This is a genomic window from Methylocaldum sp. RMAD-M (assembly GCF_017832375.1).
Lineage (GTDB): Bacteria > Pseudomonadota > Gammaproteobacteria > Methylococcales > Methylococcaceae > Methylocaldum.
Genome location: NZ_JAFIBZ010000002.1, coordinates 303,805 through 321,732 on the forward strand (window position 1 = coordinate 303,805; position 17,928 = coordinate 321,732).

The window sequence follows — 17,928 nt, forward strand, 5'->3', positions numbered from 1 at the left end:
GTTTTTGCTAGTCCGAGATCGATCGATCGACCGCGTCGGTTGAGTCGACGGAAATCAAGTGCTCGATACCGCTGACTCGAGCGATCGCCATGACATGCTGTGGAAGATGCACATAACGCAGTTCTGTCCGGGCTTGCGCCGCCTGCCGCATCCACTCCACCATAAGAGCGACGCCGGCGCTGTCGACGCGGGAGACCCCCCCCAAATCGAACGAAAGCCTGGACGCATCCCGGAAGACGGCCAAAGTCTTCTTCAGCACATCCGCTACGGTCGAAAAGCTCAGCTCGCCCTCGAGCCTGTAGCGGCCTTGACCTTCATCGATAAATTCGAATGGGACGGGGGATTCAGCCATAACGAGCATCGCGTAATTCCGGTATTACTCGGAGGACGTGGCAGCCCCGCCACTCGCTCCGCCGCCTTCCGCTTTGTTGAACAGGAAACGGCTGATGACCTGCTCGAGCACGATCGCCGATTGAGTCAGTTCGATTTCGTCGCCGTCGGCCAGGTGCTCTTCCGCGCCGCCGGGCGACAGACCGATATATTGCTCGCCCAACAGACCGGCCGTAAGTATGCTGGCACTGGTGTCGATCGGAAGCGTGTCGTATTTCGGATCGATCCGCATCTCCACCACGGCTTCGTAGGTTTGATTGTCGAACGATATGGCGCTGACCCGTCCCACCGTGACACCGGCCACCGATACCGGAGCCCGAACTCGCAGACTGCCGATATTTTCGAAGCGCGCGACGATCCTGTAGCTGTCATCGTTGCTCCGCAGTTCGGCGAGATTGCTGACCTGCATAGCTAAGAAAAACAAAGCGATCAAACCAACGGCAACGAACAAACCAACCCAGATCTCGATTGCTTTCGATGACTGCATCAATCCCCCCCGAACATTAAAGCTGTCAGCACGAAATCCCACCCGAGCACGGCGAAGGCCGAATAAACGACCGAGCGCGTGGTCGCCCGGCTGACCCCTTCGGAAGTGGGCACGGCATCGTAACCTTCGAACACCGCAATCCAGGTGACGATGACCCCGAATACCGCGCTTTTGATGAGACCATTAACGATATCATCGTAAAAATCGATTCTGCTTCTCATCTGAGACCAGAACGCACCCTCGTCCACCCCGAGCAACCCGACGCCGACGAAATATCCCCCCATGACGCCGATCATGCTGAACAGCGAGGCCAACAGAGGCATCGACAAACAGCCGGCGAAAAAGCGTGGTGCGATAATGCGTTTTAACGGATCGACCGCCATCATTTCCATTCCGGAAAGTTGTTCGGTCGCCTTCATCAAGCCTATTTCCGCGGTCAAAGCGGAACCCGCTCGCCCCGCAAACAACAAGGCCGTGACCACCGGCCCCAGTTCCCGCACCAAAGAGGCCGCCACCATCACGCCCAAGGTCTGCTCCGCCCCGAAATCGGAAAGTACATTGTAGCCCTGAAGCCCCAATACCATGCCGACAAACAAGCCGGAAACGCTTACCAACAGAATGGTGAGCACCCCCACCGAATAAACCTGCGCCAGCAGCAGGCGAATGCGCCTCAGTATTTCAGGCAGCCCCGTTAGGACATGGCAGATAAACAAGTTGGCCCGACCCAACTTTTGCATCGTGCCCAGGGTCGCGTGTCCAAGTTGCTGGAATGGGGCTAACATGGGATTTTCCGAATAAATGACGGTCTATTTCAGGCAGGCGGATTGAGTAAATCGGCCGCATAATCGGGCGCTGGATAATGAAACGGCACCGGACCATCCGCCAAACCTTCCATAAACTGTAGGACCCAAGGCGACTCCGAATGACGGATCGCGTCGGGCGTGCCTTGGCCGACTACCTTGCCCTCGGAAATAAGATAGATGTAATCGGCAATGGATGCGGTTTCTTCGACATCGTGGGATACGACGATGCTGGTGAGTCCCAGTTCCCGGTTCAGGTCGCGTATCAGCTTCACCAGCACGCCCATGGAAATCGGGTCCTGTCCGGTAAACGGCTCGTCATACATGATCATCATGGGGTCGAGCGTGATAGCCCGCGCCAATGCCACCCGCCTGGCCATGCCTCCGGAAAGCTGCGCCGGCATCAGGTCGCGAGCGCCCCTTAAGCCTACCGCTTGGAGTTTCATCAAGACCAGAGTCCTGATCATGGACTCGGGCAGTTTGGTATGCTCCCGGAGCGGAAAAGCGACGTTTTCGAATACGTTGAGATCGGTCAGAAGAGCGCCGGTCTGAAAGAGCATCCCTATTTTTTTGCGAAGCTCGTACAAACGACCGAGCGATAGCTCGTGCACTATGCGCCCGTCCACGGTGATAGTGCCGCTGTCCGGCCGCAGTTGACCGCCGATCAGTTTCAGGAGAGTGGTCTTGCCGGTGCCGCTGGGCCCCATGATGGCGGTAATCTTGCCTCTGGGGATGTCCAGATTGACGCCATCGAAGATCTTGCGGCTGCCGCGGCTGAACGTGAGGTTTCTGATAGAAACTAGAACTTCGCCACCCGCATTCCCGCCAGCCATGTTTTGATGAAGCGCCACTTAAATCGGTCGGAAAAATGGCGTATTCTGGCCAGCTATGACGCGTGAGTCAACTTTGAAGCGGCTGCAATGGATCTGACAACCCATTCGAGCCCCTGCCGATTAGTCCGTCCGGGGCGCCGCATCAAAGGAATCTTAATAAAAATCCGCAAACGCGAAATGGCGCTGAGAAACATTCTTCGCAAGTTCATCCTGACGTTCGTCGCCCTCACCGTTATCCCCGTCGCCCTGCTTCGCTGGCTTCCTCCGCCGACCAGCGCGTTCATGCTGCGCGCGCAATTTCTGGCGCTTATCGAAGGGAAACCGGGATTCCGGCCGCGCTATAACTGGGTTTCCTGGGACCACATTTCGCCTTATGCGAAAGTCGCCGTGATCGCCGCCGAAGACCAGTTGTTCGACCGGCACTATGGTTTCGATTTGAACGCTATCGGCCAAGCCTGGAAGCATAACCAGCAAGGTAAGCACGTCCGGGGCGCCAGCACGATTTCCCAACAAGTCGCCAAGAATCTGTTTCTTTATCCGGGGCAAAACTACTTCCGCAAGGCCTTGGAGGCTTATTTCACTGCGTTGATTGAATTGATGTGGCCGAAACGGCGGATACTGGAGGTTTACCTGAATATCGCCCAATTCGGCGAAGGAATTTACGGCGTTTCGGCCGCCGGGAAAGCCTTTTTCGCCAAATCGGCATCGAAACTCAACCCGAACGAAGCCGCCCTGCTCGCCGCCGTTCTGCCCAACCCCGTGCGTTTACGTGCGGACAAACCTTCGGCTTATGTGATGCATCGCCGGTTATGGATACTAAGACAGATGAAGCAGCTGGGAGGGTCGGATTATTTGCGGAATGTCGACAGCCAGACTCGGGCAAAAGCGGGTTTAACGTAACCCGCCTTTGCCGAGTGTTTCAGAAGAGGATCAGATCCCCAGGTTGCTCAAGGCAACCATCAAGTCGTTGAGAATGCCGGTAATGCGGGGATGTTCGACTTCGAACTGCGAAATCGCTTCTTTCATGTCATCCACCAAATGCAGGTGATGCTCGTCTTCCGATGCCTCGAGCCGCCGCTCGAGATCGGCAAGCAGCGTTTCCAGCCGAGCCCTCACTTCCGGGTCGCTGGTATTCAGATGTTCAATCTCGGTGCGCAGGTTGAAAAGCGCTTCGCTTATTTCTTTCTCAGTCATGGGATCTTTTCCTCAAACCCGTCGTTTTCCGCAAATCGTAACACAGGCCGCCGTCCGCTCAAGCCATCGCCGCCCTGAAGAACTCCGGCGCGACGAAAGCTGCCTTATGGATCTCGGCGTTGTAGTAGCTCGTTGCAAACGGTTTGTTTCGGGCATCGGCCTCGCGGAAATGGGTCAGACCCGATTTTCCCGCCAGGGTCCCGCTCCACCAGCCAGATGGATAGATGAACTGAGGAAAGAACAAGGTGCGCGTTTCGGGAAATCCCGCCTGGCGCATGGTCTTGTGCATGGCCTCGATCAGCGGCATGTGGAACAGCGGCGATTCGCTCTGCTGGGCGAGAATCCCGTCCTTGCGCAGGCAACGGAAACACTCGCGGTAGAACGCCTCGTTGAATAAGCCCTCGGCCGGCCCCACCGGATCGGTGCTGTCCACGATGATGAGATCGACGCTGTCGGCCGCCGCATCCTTTACCCACTGAATGCCGTCGATGAAGAGCAGCTCGGCGCGCGGGTCGTCGTTCGATTCGCACAACTCCGGAAAATACCGCTCGGCAAGCCGGGTCACCCGCTCGTCGATCTCGATTTGAACCGCCCGCTTGACCTCCGGGTGTTTGAGCACTTCCTTGAGGCTCCCGCAGTCGCCGCCGCCGATGATCCAGACGGTTTCCGGATTCGGATGGGTGTATAGCGCCGGATGGGTCATCATCTCGTGATAAAGAAAATTATCCCGATCGGACACCATCGTGCAGCCGTCGATGACCATGAGCGTGCCCAGCCATTCAGTCTCGTAGATCTCGATGCGCTGAAACGGCGTCTGCTCCTCGTGGAGCTTATCAGTCACCTTCAAAGAGAGCGCGCTCCCGTGTTTCGGATAAACCTCGGTAAACCAGTTTTCGTCGCTCAGCATGGTGTTCCTCGCAATGGAAAAATCGGAGGATTTTCCACATAATTCAACCTTTTTTAAAGAGCTTGGCCACCGAAATGAGTTGGAGTCTAGAGCAGGCGGTCGATACCTACGCCATCGAGCACTGGGGAGAAGGCTACTTCGGCATCAATGACGAAGGCCACGTGGTCGTCCATCCGACCAAGAATCCGGTGCAAGGCACGGTGGATCTCTTCGAAATCGCCCAGGCGGTACGCCAGGAAGGCTTGTCGCTGCCGGTCCTGGTGCGCTTCACCGATATCCTCCGCGACCGCGTGGGCCTGCTGCACAAGGCCTTCGAAAAGGCTTGCCACGAGCACGATTATCGAGGCAGCTATACGCCGGTCTATCCGATCAAGGTCAATCAGCAGCGGAGCGTGGTCGAGGGCATTTTAAAAAATGGTCATACGTCAGTCGGCTTGGAAGCCGGCAGCAAATCGGAACTTCTGGCCATACTGGCCTTATCCGATGCCGGCACGGTAATCTGCAACGGCTACAAGGACCGATCCTACATCCGCCTGGCCTTGATCGGACTCAGCCTGGGACTGAACGTCTTCATCGTCATCGAAAAGCTGTCCGAACTGGAGCTGGTGCTTTCCGAATCGCGAGATCTGGGGATTGCGCCGCAATTGGGCGTCCGGATCAGACTGTCCAGCATCGGCGCCGGCAAATGGCAGAACAGCGGCGGCGAAAAATCGAAGTTCGGCCTGCACGCGAACGAACTCCTCAAGCTGATCGTCAAATTGCGAGAAGCCGGCGGACTCGAATGGCTCAAACTGATGCATTTCCACATGGGCTCGCAGGTCGCGAACATCAACGACGTCAAGACGGCGCTGCGGGAAGCCAGCCGCTATTACGCGGAATTGCGGGAACTCGGCGCCCATCTCGCCTGGGCCGACGTGGGCGGCGGACTCGGCGTCGATTACGAAGGCACCCATTCGGTCAGCGACTGTTCCATCAATTACAGCATCGACGAATACGCCCACAGCATCGTGCGCGCCTTTTCGGAGGCCTGCGCCGAATACGGTTTGCCGCATCCTAACCTGATCACCGAATCCGGACGTGCGATGAGCGCACATCATGCGGTGCTGATCACGAATATCATCGATATCGAATCGGTGGCCGAAGACGGAAGCCCTCCGGCCGAAATCAAGGCAAAACCCTTGCAGGACCTGGCCGACCTGCTCCGCGCCCTGCCCCAGGAGTCGCCGCTGGGCGTGTATCACGACGCGCAATTCGATCTCGCCGAAGCCCGAGCGATGTACGTGCAGGGCAAATTGAGCCTGGCCGAACTCGCCGATGCGGAACGGCTCAACGCAGCCATTTGCCATGCCGTTCATAGGCGCCTCGACATCCGTCTCCGCGCCCATCGCGAGCTGATCGACGAACTCAACGAGCGGCTTGCCGACAAGGTGTTCTGCAATTTCTCGCTGTTCCAGTCCATGCCGGACGCCTGGGCGATCGCACAGGTGTTTCCGGTCATGCCGCTGCAGCGCCTGCACGAGGAACCCACGCGCCGCGCGGTGATCCAAGACCTGACCTGCGATTCCGACGGCCGGATCAATACCTACATCGATCGGCAGAGCCTCGAAGCCACCCTGCCGCTGCATACCCACAAGCCGGGCGAACCCTATCTCATCGGCATCTTCCTGGTCGGCGCCTACCAGGAAATTCTGGGGGACATGCACAATCTGTTCGGCGATACTCATTCGGTCAACGTCGAACTCGATGGAGCCGGCGGCTACCGTTTCATCCAGCCCATGCGGGGCGACGGCGCCCACGACCTCTTGCGCTATGTGCATATCGACCCGGAAGAATTGGAACGCGCCTATCGCAAGAAGCTGGTCGAGGCGCGGATCCCCCCCGAACAGCGCAAGCGCTTCGAGAGCGAATTGATCGCCGGCTTGCGAAGCTACACCTATCTCGAGGAGTAAACGGCATTGAACACCGAAGGCAAAAAGGACATTAGGGCGGGCTTCATCGGTCTCGGCGCGATGGGCACTCACATGGCGCGGAACGTGGCCAAGGGCCGTTATTTGGCTTCCGTCTGGAACCGCACCGAAGCCAGCGCGATAACGCTTTCTCAAGAACTGGGCGTACAGTGCGCCGTCTCGCCCGCCCTGCTCGCCTCGCACGTCGACGTGACTCTAATTTGCGTCTCGGCCGATGCCGACGTGCTGGAGGTGATACACGGCATGTTACCGGCGCTGCGCCCGCACACAGTGGTGATCGACATGTCCACTGTGAGCAGCGATACCGCGCGAGAAGCCGCCAGGCTGGTTGAAAGCAAGGGCGCGGATTTTCTCGACGCTCCGGTGACCGGCGGCGTCGAAGGCGCGAAGAACGGGACCCTGGCAATCATGGCCGGCGGCAAGCTCGAGACCTTGGAGCGAGTTCTGCCGGTACTGGAAACCATGGGCAGCCGGATCGTTCACATGGGCGACGTGGGTGCCGGCCAGGCGGCCAAGGCGGTGAACCAGACCATGGCGGCCGGCATCAACGAGGCCGTGACCGAAGCCATGGCATTCGGAGCGGCGCTGGGACTCGACATGCGCAAGGTCATCGACGTCGTTTCCGGCGGCGCGGCCGGAAACTGGTTTCTGGAAAAGCGCGGACCGACCATGACTCAGGGCATCTTCAAACCCGGCTTCAAGCTCGCTCTGCACCAAAAGGATCTGAAAATCTGCAAGGGCATGGCGGACAAGCTGGGGCTCAAGCTCCCGGTCACCGAAATGGCCATGACCGATTACGCCAAGCTCATCGCGGACGGCCACGGCGACGAGGATATCTCGGCCCTCTATCGTCTCAAGCGGCCATCGCCGTGAATTTCGCACGAACTGCCTGGCTCAAGATCCATCTTTATCTCGCGCTGGGCGGCGGTTTTCTATTCGTCCTGCTGGGGCTCAGCGGAAGTCTCAGCGTCTATCGCGAGGAACTGGACGAACTTCTCAATCCTCGGCTGACGGTCGATGAGCCGAAAGGGGAATACCTCCCCTTGGACCGCATCATGGCGGCGGTGCGGGAGGCGCATCCTGATCGATATGGCGCGTGGGTACTGGAAATGCCGCGCTCCCGCAACGGCATGATCACCGTCTGGTACGAAAAACCCTACGAGACTTTTGGCGAGTTCTATGCGCCGCTCATGGTCTCGGTGAATCCGTACACGGCCGAAATCGTAGCCAGCCGATTCTGGGGCCGAACGGCGGCGACCTGGATATATGACCTCCATACTCAACTGCACTTCGGACGGTTCGGGTGGAACGCCGTCGGCATCCTGGGGCTGTTGCTGATCGTTTCGGCGAGCACCGGTCTCTATCTCTGGTGGCCGGGATTCAGCCGGCTCCTTCAAAGCTTCGCAATCCGGCACGACGCCGGCCTGGCACGACTCGCTTTCGACCTGCACCGCACGCTCGGCCTCTCCAGTGCCGTTGTCCTGCTGTTGCTGGCTTTCACCGGATTTCATCTGGCTTATCCGAGCCTGCTGGAAACGATGCTGGGAGCCTCGGATATGGGCCACGGCGACGAGGGTCCGGAAATCGTGAGTACGGCCGCTCCCAATGGCCGTCCCGTCGGCCTGGCCGAAGCGGTTTTGGTCGCGCGGGGGCTGTTTCCGCACGCCGAGGTGAAGCGCGTCGCGACGCCGGCCGGGGAAAACGGCACCTACCGCATCAATTTGCGCCGCCCTGGAGACGCGAACATCAAGCACCCGGCCACCCTGGTCTGGGTCGACCGCTGGAGCGGGCAGATTCGCGAGGCGCGCAACCCCAGCACTTTCACCGGCGGGCAGACTTTCATCAGCCGAATATGGCCCTGGCACACCGGCGAGGCTTTCGGCGCGACGGGCCGCTTCGTCTGGTTCTGTGTCGGCCTGATGCCGCTCGTGCTTTATGTAACCGGCCTATTGCACTGGCTGCACCGGCGCGGTTCGATCGCGGATAGGGAGATCGATCTTTCGACACTTCGGCCTAAGCTGGAACGCGCCTGGAGCGCTTTTTTGCGCCAGTCGGCGGACCTTCTCCGCTTTGTCCGCATCTTGGCAGGGTGGGCTCTGGTGCGATTGATGCGCCTCGCCCAATGGGGCAAGCGGCGCTATCTGGATTGAGGTTCGACGAGGACTCCCTTGGCACGTCGCTTTGATGGGTTACGGCGCACTCGCAACGCATTAATCGACGGCCAACTTATATCGGCGTGCGCCTAACCCATCCTACGAAATCCCGGTTGCCATGACGCATCAAAAGATTCGTAGATGATGGGTAGAGCATTTGTAGGTCGGCAATCCTTTGCCGACGACCCCATTGGCCCAACCGCACTCGCGAGTACCCGCACAGCAGGTATGAAAATGTTCTAGCGGCCGGCCCCATCGAGCGCAATCACCTTGAGCCCGTCCTTTTCCGTAGCCCAGGAAACATAAACCCGGTCGCCGTTGGCGTGCAGGAAGGGGTTGTCAGCCCCGCTTTCGGCTTCGGCCAGAACGCGCGGTTCGGTCCAATTCGCTCCGCCGTCGGTCGAGCGCATGGTCTTGAGCTGATTGTTCTTGCCGTCGAACTCCAGCCAAACCAAATCCACCCGCCGCCCCACGCTCAAGACGTGCGGATGGGCCGGCATGGCCGCCGGATTCCCGAACTTGATCGGTTGGGTAAAGTGCGAGCCGACATCGTCGGAATAGGCATAAAACAAACCCGTCGCGTCGGGCGCGGCGCTATACCAGGTCAAGTGATAGCGTCCATCCCTGGCGATCGACAGCCCTGGCCCGTGGTGGGGACAACCTTCTATGTGCCAGTTTTCATGCGTCACCCGAACCGGCCGGCCCGGCTTGTCCCAATCGGCAAATTTGAGCAGCGCATGGTCGCGGATATTCTCGGGATAGACGTTGCGCCAGACGATGAGCGGCAAGCCGTCGATGTCGATGGCGGCCTGCAGCCGGCAGCACTGACAGGTGTAATCGGCCGCCTTGACATTCGGCTTAAAGCTCTTGCCGCCGTCGTCGGACCAGGTGTAATAGAGAGAAGAACCGTTATACGGCTGGTTCTTGGCCTTCGCGGCTTCGACGTCCCTCGCGTCCAGCCAGGCAATGAAGATCTTGCCGTCGCGGCTGATCGCCAGACTGTCGAAAGAATGGCCGATGATGTCCAGGTTGTCGTTAACCGTGACCGGCTTGGAGAACGTCTTGCCGCCATCCACGGAGCGGGCGAAGCGGATATAGCTGCTGAAACGTTTTTCCAAACCTTGCGTCCAGGTGAGATAAATCTCGCCTTTCGGGCCGATCGCGATCTTAGGTCGGCTCTCGCCGTGAGCCAAAACGTTTTCCGGCTCGCGATTGACCGCCACCGGCTTGCTCAAGGTCTTGCCGCCATCCTTCGAGGACTGAACATAGATTCGCCCTTGCTGGACCCATGAAAGCCATAACCGACCGTCGGCATCGAATACCACGCTGGGCGTCCGCGCGCATTTTGGTGTCGGAGCGGCCGCCGAATCCTTGCAATAAGCGGGTTGAGAGGAGGACGGGGCGCTCCCGTGCCCGGCCCAGACGAATTGGCTGACCAGGGCCAACGCCGGCAAGCCGACCAATCTGCAAAACACATTCATCAATCTTCACCTTTTCCGGGTTAACACAACCTCAAACGGAAAATAACCGAGAAATCCCTGTCGGGCTAGGCGCCCTGGAGGGACCTCGGGTGGAAAAACGGCGGGCGAGAAGCAGGGCCTCCTCCGCCGCTGGTTGCCAAGCAATCAGTAATCTATCGAGATGCCCCCGAAGATCGTGCGGTCGAAACCGGGATTCAGGATAGCGGTCCCGCTCCGAGTTGCCCTATCAGCCACGCTCGTGCTGGCGACCCATTTTTCGTCCGTGAGGTTACGTCCTTCGACAAACACGTGATAGCCGAGTTTATTGAACGTATTCTTATAGCCGGCACGGGCGCCAAACAAGGTATAAGCAGGCGCCTTGAGGGTGTTGGCGTAGTCCACGTAATAATTGCTGGTCATGCGGATATTCGGGCCGATGTAGAAACCGGAGGGATGTTCGTACACGGCTTCCGCGCCGCCGAAATGATTGGGCGCCCCCGGAATGTAATTGTCGCCGTAGGCGGAATCGTTGTCGTACAGGAATCGCTGGTAGGTATAGGTCAATCGCACGCGCAGCAGATCATCCCCCATCAAATCCAAAGGAATGAGAGCGCCCGTACCGACTTCGACGCCCGTATGTGTGGTCTTGTCGGCATTATTGGTGCTCGTCTGAGTCTGACCGGGCAGCAGCGTGGAGAGAATCTCGTTGTTGATCCAAGAGTGGTAGACGGCGAGGTCCCAATTGAAGACGCCTGCCTCGCCGCGGGTCCCCACTTCGATCGTCGTCCCCTCCTGCGCATCAAGAGCAGATTCGCTGCTTGTCTGATTCAACCGCGGATCCCGGAACGCCAATTGGGTATTGGTCGGCGGCTCGTAACTGCGGCTGAAATTGGCGAAGAACTGTTGCTTCTCGGTCGCCTGCCAAAGCAGCCCGACCTTGGGACTGAAGGCGGTGTACCAGCGAGACGCATCCGTCTCGAAGGCGTTGCCGATCTGTGACGTGGGCACGAAGAAATCGGTCAGGCTGCGCCGCTTGGCATGAATGAATTGACCGCCCACCACGAGATCCAGGCTGGAGGTCAATGCGAAACGATCTTCCCCGAAGATTTCGATGTTGAAGGCCTCGCTCTTGGCGTTATTCAGCTTGGTGCCGATCTCCGCGCCCGGCAGGGTGTTGTCCACCGTGCCGTAGGACTTGCCCCAGCCGAAGAAGCCGCCCAGCACGAAGCTGTTACGCGAACCGAACAGCGATCCGTCGTGAGTGAAACGCCAACTGAGGCCGGCGTCCTGCTGCCGGTTGCGGTTGAACGAGCCCGCCAAATTGCCGTAGTCGATCAGAAGACCGCCGCACGCGGGATTATTGATCGTCACGATGCCCTCCGAATCCGGCGTTCCCCGGCAAGGCGAGTTTCGGTTGAAAGAATTAAAAGGCGATAAGGGGTGCCACAGCCGACGATTTTCGTACCAAGCCCCCACCGTCAGCACGTCATCTGGCGTGAACTTGATGGTATGCCGGACATCGCCGCGCAGCGTCTCGAGGTTACGTTGAACGTCGAGGGTTTCGAATTTATTGAAGAACGATCCCGGCGATAGACCATTCTGGGCTTGGTAAGGGTCATCATAATACTGCTCGAACGAAAGAGACCCCGGCAGCTGCAGCTGGTTCTTGCTGGCGAACAGATGCACGCGGGTTTCCTGATCCTCGTTCCAGCGGTAACCGAAATTGGCGTAGCCCCTGGAAATATCCTCTTCGCTATGGTCCCGGAAACTATTGTTGTAGGTCCCGGTATAAGAAACGAAATAATCCAGATCCTCGTTCAGCACGCCGCCGACCATCAGTTGGGGACGGTAGTAATCGTGCGAACCGGTGACGAAGGTCGTATGAATGCCCGGCGTATTGCGGCCGTTGCGCGAGACGAAGTTCACCGCGCCGCCCAAGAAGGCCGAACCGTATTGCAGGGCGTTGGAGCCGCGATAAACCTCGGTGTAAAGCGCGTTCATCGGCTCCAGAAGCTCCGGATTGGTAAAGCCGTCGGTTCCGGTGAGCGGCAGGCCGTCGCGCAGATAGCGCAGCCCCGCCGAACCGAAAGTCAGCGAAGTTCCGGCGCCGCGCACCAGAATGCGGGTTTCGGAATTGCCGTATCGGCTTTGAGAAAAAACACCCGGCGAATAACTCAGGACATCGGCCACGCCACCCGGCGTCGGACGGCTGCGGTACTCTTCGGAATGGATGAAGGTGGTTGCGCCCGGAACCTGGGAAAGCTTGTACTTGGCCGTTTCCGCGCTGGGCGTTGTCAGCGATTCCCCGGTTTCTTCGGGGGCCGTCACTTCGATCGTCTGCAAACGATGTTCTTCGGTATGATCGGCGACAGCGAATCCGGAAAACAATAAATTCAGACTGAAAACCGCCATCCCAACACGAAATGGCAATATCAATACATCCTCCTGCATCTTCATATTTATTTTTTCTTTTATTAAGACCGAGCCTTTTAATAGGAAAATTCGTGCCACTCCTTTTCGTCAGCAACCATCCGGTCCACAGCGGCCATGCACGCTGCCGACAGGCAAGAACTGCGTGATATGCCACACCTTGATGTGTCAAATACCGATATCGCTTTCCGCCAAATCGCTCTTCCCCACCGGAAACGAACATGAGCAATTTTCATTTAGCATTTATTTTCAACGATCTATAAAATACGCCGCCACAACACGATGCTGTCCAGGAACGGAGTCTCCGTGAAACCCAAGATGGGATATCCGGATTGCGTCATATCACACAATCGGACATGCGCGATGAGCTCATTTGTACCGACAGCCTAGATTTGGCGAGCAGCGCTCCACTCAACTTGATATGGACCGATATTTGCTAAGAATAGATGGTCATAGCACCGGTATTTAGACGTTTGGGATTAAAATCCGTATGTAAAATGCTTACACAGTAAAAATTCTCGTTATTATTCTCAATTTGAGTTGTACCCTCCAATTTCTACCGAACCATCACTCGCACATCTGTATATGACTTCGATGTCCGCCGACACCAAGCAAGGATGTCGCTCGTGGCTGGAGACCGCTTTCTCGATCGCTGCCGCAGCGGCACTGCATGCCGCGGTTTGGGCCGCCTGGCTCGCCGCCCCGGTAGACCGGGAACCGGCGGAAACTCCACCGCAACTGCTGGAAGTCTCGCTTGTCGCGGCACAGCCCGAAGCCAGTCCCGAGCCGCCCCAACCGCAGGTACAACAGCCGCCGCCCAAACCCGAGCCCAAACCGGAAAAACCCGCACCGAAAAAACCGGACAAACCTAAACCCAAGCCCAAGCCTAAACCGGTGGCTCGGCCGACACCGGCACCCGAGCCCTCTGAAACTCCGACGCCCAGCGCGCCGGCCACTGTCCCGACCGCGTCGACCCAGGGCAAGCCGGCCGCACCAGCCCCTGCGCCATTCGTCGAAGCCTCTTACAAGGCGCCGGGCCTGAACAATCCGCCGACGCGTTACCCACGTGTCGCGTTGGAAAGACGCTGGGAAGGCAAGGTCACCTTGCGCGTTCAAGTCATGCCGAACGGCTCGGCGGGCGAGATCAAAATCGAAGGCAGCAGCGGCCACGAGATTCTGGACGACGCGACCGTGGATCAGGTCAAGAACTGGCGCTTTATCCCCGCGCGCAGGGGCGACCGGGCCGTGGTCAGTTGGGTTATCGTCCCGATTGAATACAAACTAAAACGATGAAAAAGGCTATCGCATGATTCAGATCTCTTCTACCGATATCGTTCAGATCACCTTAGGGGTGCTGATCGGATTTTCCGTCATTACTTGGAGCATCATCTTTTTCAAGAGCTGGACGCTCTGGAATATCGGCCAGCGAAATCGCGGCTACAGCAAAGACTTCTGGGCGGCGCCGGATCTCGCCACTGCCTCGGGTCTGGAACATTCGGCGAGTGCCTTGGGCCGCATCGCAGGAGCAGGATTCGGCGTTCTCAAGGACATGCGCAGCAAAACCTCGCGCATGCTCGAGTGGAGCGGCGACATCGAGTCGATTCTGGAACGGTCCCTGCGCCAACAGATCAGCCGAGAACGCAAGGATCTGGAACAAGGGCTGTCCATGTTGGCCAGCATCGGCAGCACGTCGCCCTTCGTCGGGCTGTTCGGCACGGTATGGGGCATCATGCACGCTTTGCAGGACATCGGCGAGGCCAAATCGGCCAGCCTGGATGTGGTCGCCGGCCCGATCGGCGAAGCACTGGTCGCCACGGCAATCGGCATCGCAGCGGCCATTCCGGCGGTATTGGCTTACAATTTCTTTTTGAGACGCATCAAGCTATGCGAAGCGGACCTCGAATATTTTGCCACCGACTTCCTTAATCTCGCCGTGAAGACAGGCCTTAAAGCCGACGGGAGCGAGTAACCATGGGATTCAAAACCGATTCGTCTTCCGATCGGGAGGCCATGAGCGAAATCAACGTGACGCCGCTGGTCGACGTCATGCTGGTATTGCTGGTCGTGTTCATCGTCACCGCACCGCTGCTGACCCAGGCGGTGAAAGTCGATTTGCCGAAGACCGAAAAAACCGACCCCGCCCCCGACAAGCACCTCGCCACCATCGCCATCGACGCCCAGGGTCAGATCACCTTGAACGATCAGCCGCAACCGCTGGAAGCCATGGAGCAGCTTCTGCGCGATCTGCAACAGGCCGATCCGGAACTGATCGTGCAGTTCCAGGCCGACACCGCCGTTCCCTACGGTCGGGTCGCGGAAGCCATGGCCGTCGCTCACAAGGCAGGCATTACCAAGCTCGCGTTTGTCACCCGGGAGTGACCGCTTTTGCGGCACCAAATGCCTCCATTCCCATCGCGAATATCCAGGCTCTTGGAAAACCCGAAATCGGTATGCAATATTCATGGCATAATTGCTTCATTTTGAGCAGTTCACACGCATGACGTCGAGCTTACAGCGCACCACACTCGCCACGACCTACGATGAAGACAGCCTGTGCCGGGCCGGACTCAAGGTCGTACGGACCGAGGCCGAGGCGGTAGCCGCCTTGATGGGGCGCATCGACGGTCATTTCGCGGCGGCCTGCAAACTCATACTGGCCTGCAAGGGCCGGATCGCGGTGACCGGAATGGGAAAATCCGGCCACATCGGCGGCAAGATCGCCGCCACTTTGGCGAGTACCGGTACGCCTGCCTTCTTCGTGCACCCCGGAGAAGCCAGCCATGGCGATTTCGGCATGATCACGGCGCACGATGTCGTTCTGGCCTTGTCGAATTCGGGGGAAACCCCCGAGATTTTGGCCATCTTGCACCTGATCAAACGACTCGACGTTCCTTTGATCGGCATGACGGGCAACCCCAAATCCACGCTGGCCAGGCAATCGCTGGTGCATATCGACACATCCGTAAAGGAAGAAGCCTGCCCGCTCGGTCTGGCCCCCACATCGAGCACGACCGCGACGCTGGCGATGGGAGATGCTTTGGCCGTCGCATTGTTGGAAGCGCGAGGATTCACCCGGGAGGATTTTGCATTCGCGCATCCGGGAGGGAGTCTCGGACGGCGACTGTTAACCCGGGTGCAGGACGTCATGCACACCGGCCCGGAAATTCCGGCGGTGCCGGAAACGGCCCTGGTACGCGACGCGGTTCTGGAAATGACGGCGAAAAAGCTCGGAATGACCGCTATCGTCGATAGCGACTATCGAGTGCTCGGAATTTTTACCGACGGCGACCTCCGGCGATTGTTCGAAAAGGCCGGCGATATTCACACCACGCCGATCAATGAAGCCATGACACAATATTGCACCAAAGTTTCGGCCGAACTGTTAGCCGCGGAATCGGTACGCATCATGGAGGAAAAGCGGATCAGCGCTCTCTTGGTCGTCGACGAGGAGAACAGGCTGATCGGCGCACTCAATATGCACGATTTGCTGAGAGCCGGGGTGGTTTGATGCCCGAGCATGCGCCTCAAGACGTGCTGGCTCGCGCGGCCGGCATCCGCCTGGTCATTTTCGATGTGGACGGCGTTCTGACCGACGGCCGGCTTTTTTTCGACCAGCAAGGCCAGGAATACAAAAGCTTTCATGCCCGCGACGGTCATGGCATCAAGTTGCTTCAGGGGACGGGCGTAGCGACGGCAGTGATTTCCGGTCGGCGTTCGCAGTCGGTGGCGCTGCGCATGGAGAGCCTCGGCATTCGTCATGTCTATCAGGGGTACCAAGACAAACTGGACGCGTTCGAGCATCTTCGCAATGAGCTGGCGCTGGCTCCCGATGAAATCGCCCATGTCGGCGACGATCTCCTGGATCTGCCGATCATGCGCCGAGTCGGACTGGCGGTGGCGGTAGCGGACGCCCACTTCAGCATTCGACAGCATGCCCACTGGGTTACGCCCAGTCCCGGCGGAGCGGGCGCCGCACGGGAAGTCTGCGATCTCGTTATGAAAGCCCAAGGCACCTTGCAAGGCGTTATCGAGAGTCATTTCTGATGAGCATTTTTGCTCTGAGATCGCTGGTAACCTATCTGGGATTGGCCACCCTGGCATTGTTTACCTGGTGGCTTGCCGGCGTTTTTATGCCGGCCGAAGAATCTGCCGGACCGAGAACCCACGGAACGATCGATTATTATTCAAAAAACCTGAGTCGTACGCTGATGGACGAAAACGGCAAACCGAAGCAACTGCTGTTTGCCGTAAACCTTACCCATTATGTGGATCAAGACCGTACCGAATTGGTACAGCCGGTTCTGACGCTCTACGGAAAAGACGGACCGCCGTGGGTCATTCATTCCGATAACGCCCTCATGCCGGGCGAAAGCGATACCATATTTTTGAACGGAAACGTCCTTATTCTGCGCGAGCGGGACGAAAACGGCCGTACGCTGAAAATCGTCACCCAGAACGCCAGAGTCCAACCGGACAACAACTACGCCGAAACCGACGAGTTCATACAGGTACTGAGTCCGCCGGACGAACTGACCGGCAATGGCGCACGAGTTCACTTCGGCGATGATTTAAAAGTCACGATTCTTTCCAATGTACGAAGAAAGCATGAATTCCCCTAAGAGCCGCGGCTGCAACTCGGTAGATCCGAGCGACAGCCCCGGATGCGAGACCTACCGTTTTTATCCAATCGCAAACGGCGTCTTCGGGAAGGGGCTGGCCGGCGCTCCCGGCCAGGCCGTTTGCGATTGGAGCACCGGAATGACCCTTCCAATACGTATTCAGCAAGCGTTCCCTGAAAGGATCGTCGGTTTTATTTCAACCCTGCTGATCGCCTTATGGTTTTTATTCGCCGCTGAGAACACGTTCGCATTGGACAGCGACTCGAAGCAGCCGATTTATATCGAAGCCAACACGGCGACTTACGATGAAAAGACCGGCCAAACCGTATACACCGGTGATGTGAAAGCCACTCAAGGCAGCCTCGATGTTCAAGGCGACCAAATGACCGTTTATCAGAAAGGCGGCCAGACCGAGAAAATTATCGTTACCGGAAATCCCACCCGGCTGAAACAAACCCCGGAAGGCGGCAAGGAAGACATTCACGGGACCTCGCAACGTGCCGATTATTTTCCGGATACCGGAATACTGATCCTCTACGACAAGGCATTGGTCTGGCAGGGACAGAATTCGACCGCCAGCGACATCATCGAGTACGACACCAAAAACGGTTTATTCAAGGCCGGCAGCCCCACCACCGGCAGCAAACGCGTACATGTAAAAATGCAGCCGAAAGAGAAATCCGAATAA

Annotated in this window: 19 protein-coding genes; 11 read left to right on the top strand and 8 right to left on the bottom strand. The window is 58.1% G+C overall.

Annotated elements, in window-relative coordinates; all coding sequences use genetic code 11:
- Positions 1–7: 7 nt before the first annotated feature.
- Genes JOD69_RS03505 through JOD69_RS03520 form a run of 4 tightly spaced genes read right to left on the bottom strand, consistent with a single transcriptional unit; the run spans position 8 to position 2,510 of the window.
- Positions 8–352: an STAS domain-containing protein gene (locus JOD69_RS03505; protein WP_166642485.1), complete on the bottom strand. Its 345-nt coding sequence runs from the start codon at positions 350–352 to the stop codon at positions 8–10.
- Positions 353–376: 24 nt separating this feature from the next.
- Complete coding sequence (gene mlaD, locus JOD69_RS03510) at positions 377–877, bottom strand: outer membrane lipid asymmetry maintenance protein MlaD (protein ID WP_077728095.1); 501 nt, start codon at positions 875–877, stop codon at positions 377–379.
- Positions 877–1,659, bottom strand: a complete 783-nt coding sequence (mlaE, locus tag JOD69_RS03515) for a lipid asymmetry maintenance ABC transporter permease subunit MlaE (protein WP_077728094.1) — start codon at positions 1,657–1,659, stop codon at positions 877–879. The genes mlaD and mlaE overlap by 1 nt, the downstream gene beginning before the upstream one ends.
- A 29-nt stretch (positions 1,660–1,688) precedes the next feature.
- On the bottom strand, positions 1,689–2,510 hold the full coding sequence (locus tag JOD69_RS03520) for an ATP-binding cassette domain-containing protein (RefSeq protein WP_077728093.1): 822 nt from the start codon (positions 2,508–2,510) through the stop codon (positions 1,689–1,691).
- Positions 2,511–2,687: 177 nt separating this feature from the next.
- Here JOD69_RS03520 and mtgA point away from each other — a divergent pair, with 177 nt between their 5' ends.
- Positions 2,688–3,410: a monofunctional biosynthetic peptidoglycan transglycosylase gene (gene mtgA / locus JOD69_RS03525; protein ID WP_210023797.1), complete on the top strand. Its 723-nt coding sequence runs from the start codon at positions 2,688–2,690 to the stop codon at positions 3,408–3,410.
- Positions 3,411–3,440: 30 nt separating this feature from the next.
- On the opposite strand, the gene JOD69_RS03530 is transcribed toward mtgA, so the two are convergent.
- Both JOD69_RS03530 and speE read right to left on the bottom strand, forming a co-directional pair.
- Complete coding sequence (locus JOD69_RS03530) at positions 3,441–3,704, bottom strand: DUF4404 family protein (RefSeq protein ID WP_077728091.1); 264 nt, start codon at positions 3,702–3,704, stop codon at positions 3,441–3,443.
- 58 nt (positions 3,705–3,762) lie between these two features.
- On the bottom strand, positions 3,763–4,611 hold the full coding sequence (gene speE, locus JOD69_RS03535) for a polyamine aminopropyltransferase (protein WP_086135251.1): 849 nt from the start codon (positions 4,609–4,611) through the stop codon (positions 3,763–3,765).
- A gap of 74 nt (positions 4,612–4,685) precedes the next feature.
- Here speE and speA point away from each other — a divergent pair, with 74 nt between their 5' ends.
- From speA to JOD69_RS03550, 3 genes are read left to right on the top strand one after another with little or no spacing between them, the layout of a single operon-like run.
- Entirely contained in the window at positions 4,686–6,560 is a 1,875-nt protein-coding gene (gene speA, locus JOD69_RS03540; RefSeq protein ID WP_210023798.1) for a biosynthetic arginine decarboxylase, read from the top strand.
- A gap of 30 nt (positions 6,561–6,590) precedes the next feature.
- Positions 6,591–7,451, top strand: a complete 861-nt coding sequence (locus JOD69_RS03545) for an NAD(P)-dependent oxidoreductase (RefSeq protein WP_086135484.1) — start codon at positions 6,591–6,593, stop codon at positions 7,449–7,451.
- A complete protein-coding gene (locus tag JOD69_RS03550; RefSeq protein WP_240507109.1) occupies positions 7,448–8,728 on the top strand; it encodes a PepSY-associated TM helix domain-containing protein in 1,281 nt (426 codons plus the stop codon). The genes JOD69_RS03545 and JOD69_RS03550 overlap by 4 nt, the downstream gene beginning before the upstream one ends.
- Before the next feature lie 242 nt (positions 8,729–8,970).
- On the opposite strand, the gene JOD69_RS03555 is transcribed toward JOD69_RS03550, so the two are convergent.
- Positions 8,971–10,212, bottom strand: coding sequence for a sialidase family protein (locus JOD69_RS03555; RefSeq protein WP_210023799.1), 1,242 nt, complete (start codon positions 10,210–10,212; stop codon positions 8,971–8,973).
- Between the two features lie 144 nt (positions 10,213–10,356).
- Positions 10,357–12,648, bottom strand: coding sequence for a TonB-dependent receptor (locus JOD69_RS03560; protein ID WP_210023800.1), 2,292 nt, complete (start codon positions 12,646–12,648; stop codon positions 10,357–10,359).
- 558 nt (positions 12,649–13,206) lie between these two features.
- On the opposite strand from JOD69_RS03560, the gene JOD69_RS03565 reads away from it, so the two are divergent.
- The 7 genes from JOD69_RS03565 to lptA all read left to right on the top strand — a co-directional run bounded on the left by JOD69_RS03565 (position 13,207) and on the right by lptA (position 17,928).
- Positions 13,207–13,914 (top strand): energy transducer TonB, encoded by a 708-nt coding sequence (locus JOD69_RS03565; RefSeq protein ID WP_077728086.1) that lies wholly within the window; start codon positions 13,207–13,209, stop codon positions 13,912–13,914.
- Between the two features lie 13 nt (positions 13,915–13,927).
- A complete protein-coding gene (locus tag JOD69_RS03570; protein ID WP_077728085.1) occupies positions 13,928–14,590 on the top strand; it encodes a MotA/TolQ/ExbB proton channel family protein in 663 nt (220 codons plus the stop codon).
- 2 nt (positions 14,591–14,592) lie between these two features.
- Positions 14,593–15,000: a biopolymer transporter ExbD gene (locus JOD69_RS03575; RefSeq protein ID WP_077728084.1), complete on the top strand. Its 408-nt coding sequence runs from the start codon at positions 14,593–14,595 to the stop codon at positions 14,998–15,000.
- Positions 15,001–15,118: 118 nt separating this feature from the next.
- A complete protein-coding gene (locus JOD69_RS03580; RefSeq protein ID WP_077728132.1) occupies positions 15,119–16,129 on the top strand; it encodes a KpsF/GutQ family sugar-phosphate isomerase in 1,011 nt (336 codons plus the stop codon).
- The gene (gene kdsC, locus JOD69_RS03585; protein WP_077728083.1) at positions 16,129–16,665 is read left to right on the top strand and encodes a 3-deoxy-manno-octulosonate-8-phosphatase KdsC; all 537 of its coding nucleotides are present in this window, start codon (positions 16,129–16,131) and stop codon (positions 16,663–16,665) included. The genes JOD69_RS03580 and kdsC overlap by 1 nt, the downstream gene beginning before the upstream one ends.
- A complete protein-coding gene (lptC, locus tag JOD69_RS03590; protein WP_077728082.1) occupies positions 16,665–17,240 on the top strand; it encodes an LPS export ABC transporter periplasmic protein LptC in 576 nt (191 codons plus the stop codon). The genes kdsC and lptC overlap by 1 nt, the downstream gene beginning before the upstream one ends.
- Positions 17,227–17,928 (top strand): lipopolysaccharide transport periplasmic protein LptA, encoded by a 702-nt coding sequence (gene lptA, locus JOD69_RS03595; protein WP_240502362.1) that lies wholly within the window; start codon positions 17,227–17,229, stop codon positions 17,926–17,928. Before lptC ends, lptA begins: the two co-directional genes overlap by 14 nt.